This is a genomic window from Nonomuraea lactucae (genome assembly GCF_003313395.1).
Classification (GTDB): domain Bacteria; phylum Actinomycetota; class Actinomycetes; order Streptosporangiales; family Streptosporangiaceae; genus Nonomuraea; species Nonomuraea lactucae.
In genome coordinates this window covers 1-2,834 of the sequence record NZ_QNFZ01000653.1, presented here as the reverse complement: position 1 = coordinate 2,834, position 2,834 = coordinate 1, and the positions used below count along the sequence as shown (strand labels likewise).

Sequence of the window (2,834 nt, the reverse complement as noted above, 5' to 3'; positions counted from 1 at the left end):
GCCGTACCATCCAGCCGCCGGTGGCGGCCGCCAGCGCGATCACGGCGACCGCCGAGACCGCCAGCGCCAGCAGCACCCGCGGCAGCGGCGCCTGCCACAGGAGCGCCCGCCCGGCGGGGGCCAGCACGAAGGCGAACGGCACCAGGAAGGCCGGGAGGGTGTACTTCCAGGTCATCATCATCGTTTTGAAGGCGTTGCCGCCCGTGATGGCCGACGCGGCGACGGCCGCCAGCGCGGTCGGCGGCGTGACCTCGGACAGGACGGCGTAGTAGAAGATGAACATGTACGCCGCGTCCGGCGAGACGCCGAGCGTCTGCAGCGCGGGCCCGATGATGACGGCCGCGATGATGAACGACGCGGTCACCGGCACGGCCAGGCCGAGCAGCAGCACCGCCACCGCCGCCACCAGGGCGGTCAGCGCGAGCTGGCCCCCCGCCAGGTCCACGATGATCCGCGACGCCTTCAGGCCGAGGCCCGTGAGGGTCACCATCGCCACGATCACCCCGGCCGCGGCCGTGGTGGCTGCGACCGGCAGCACGCCCAGCGTTCCGGCGGAGAGCGCCTGGGCCGCCCGCCGGGGGCCGAGACGGTGCTCGCGGTCGAGGAACGACAGCAGGAAGGCGAGCACGGTGGCGTAGACGACGGCGCGGAACGGCGAGACCCCGAGGGCCATCAGCGCCACGATCGCGGCCAGCGAGGAGAAGTGGTATCCGAAGCGGGCCAGCAGTCGCCACGCGGAGCCGGTCTCCATCTCGACGCCGTGCGTGCCGAACCGGCGGGCGTCGATCTCCACGGCGAGGATGATCCCGAGGTAGTACAGCACCGTCGGCACGGTCGCGTAGAGCAGGACGGTCAGGTAGGAGACCTTGAGGTACTCGGCGATGATGAACGCCGCCGCCCCGAGCGTCGGCGGCGACAGGATCGCGCCGATGCCGGCCGCGGCCAGGATCCCGCCGCCGTGCTCGCGCGGATAGCCGGCCCGCCGCAGGATCGGCCAGGCCACGCTGCCCAGCGACACGGCCGTGGCCGTGCCCGAACCTGAGACCGTGCCGAGCAGGAACCCCGCCAGCGTCACCGTACGGCCCGGCGCGGCGGCCGAGCGGCGGAACGCGGCGAACGAGATGTTGACGAAGAAGGCGCCCGCCCCCGAGTACTCGAGCACCGCGCCGTAGATCGTGAAGAGCACGATGTAGGTGGCGGCGACGTCGAGGGGCACGCCGAACAGCCCTTCGGTGCCCATGTAGAGCTGGACCACGATCCGCTCGGCGCCGTAGCCGCGGTGCCCGACCACGGAGTCGACGGGCAGGTATCCGCCGTAGTAGGCGTAGGCGAGGAACGCCACGCAGATCCCCGGCAGGATCGGCCCCACGGTGCGGCGCGTAGCCTCCAGCACCAGCAGCAGGCACCCGGCGCCCATGACGAGGTCGAGGGCCGACGGGTCGAACGTGCGCCGGATGAACTCGTCGAAGCCGAACAGCGGGTACGCGCACACGACGAGGGAGAGCCCGGCCAGGACCCAGTCGGCGGCCCCGGGATTGTCCGTGCCCCGCCCGGCGCCCCGCTCTGTGCCCCGCTCTGTGCCCCGCCCTGCGCCGCGTTCTGTGCCCCGTTCCGTGGATCGCCTGAGCCGTCGCGCCAGCCACCCCGGCAGGCTGCCCGGCCGGTAGGTCAGGAACGTGAGCGGCAGCACCGCCGCCAGGAAGCTCATCCGGTACGGCAGCACGGGCATAGGGTTGAAGACCGCGTAAAGCGCGTAGAGCGAGACACCGAGCGCGAGGGCGCCGATGACGTGCGCCAGCCGGCCGGTGATGTGGCGCGCCGGCCGCTCGGCGTCGTACTCGGCGATGAGCTCCTCGGCGCTGCGGCCGGCCGCCTTCTCGTCTGCGACGGCGCTCTGGTCGGCGGATGTCACCACTACCTCCAAGCTCTCCGGCACGGGGCCGCCGGTTGCGTGAAACGTAGATGTGACCTGGGGCGCGGCTGAAGGTGCGGCCGCGCGCATTTGATGAACTCTTAGGGAAGACACACCGGCCGTGTTAAGCCCAGATCAAATCTGGATCTCAGCCGGGGACCGGGCGGGACGTTTGGCCATAAGGTGCGCGCAAGCTACGCGACAGCGGCGGAGATCCGCGGCTTCGTGTGGCGCGGAACACAGAGGCAAGGAACTCCAGAATGGCGCTCAAAGTCCAGATCTCCCTCCACCCCAGGAGGTGGTGGACGGTAAGGGCGCGGCTGCAGTTGCTGGTCATGCTCCCCGTCCTGGGGCTGCTGGCCTTCGCCGTGGCGCAGGCCGCCTCGGTCCTGCGCGTGGCGGAGGGAGGTCAGCGGGCCCGCGATCTCGCCTCGCTGGCCACCGCCACCTCTGACCTCATCCACCACCTCGAACGGGAGGACGCGGAGGTCCAGGCGCTGGCGGCACGAGGCGGGACCAGCGGTCGCGTCCTGGTGACGGCCGCGCGCCAGCGGACCGACACCGAGCGCCAGGTCTTCGACGAGGCCGGCCGGGTCGCCCTGGAGGCCGCGCCCGGGCTGGCCCCCGCACTCGGGGCCGCGGGCGAGGCCCTCAACCGGCTGCGCGCCGGGACGGACCGGTACGACGCCGCGGTCACGGCCCTGCTGACCGTGGCGTCCGCTATCCCTCGGCAGATCGACGACCAGCGGCTGGCCAACCAGGCCCATGCCGTGGCCGAGCTCGCCGGGGCCAAGCACGCCGTGGCCGAGCAGCGCGAGCTGCTGCGCGGAGCCCTCACACGGGGGCGGCTCCGCGCGGCCGAGTCACGCGAGCTCGTACGGCTGGCCGCGACCGAGGCCGCCCGCCTGAGGGCGTTCGAGGC

At 72.6% G+C, this 2,834-nt stretch carries 2 protein-coding genes; one reads left to right on the top strand and one right to left on the bottom strand.

The annotated features are described in order from the left end of the window. A partial coding sequence (locus DQW85_RS24860; RefSeq protein WP_205315383.1) for a TRAP transporter permease occupies positions 1-1,912 on the bottom strand: 1,912 nt, incomplete at its 3' end. A gap of 260 nt (positions 1,913-2,172) precedes the next feature. Between DQW85_RS24860 and DQW85_RS24855 the strand changes: the two genes are divergently transcribed. Beyond that, positions 2,173-2,834, top strand: a 662-nt coding sequence (locus DQW85_RS24855; RefSeq protein ID WP_205315382.1) for a nitrate- and nitrite sensing domain-containing protein, incomplete at its 3' end; no start/stop codon positions are given.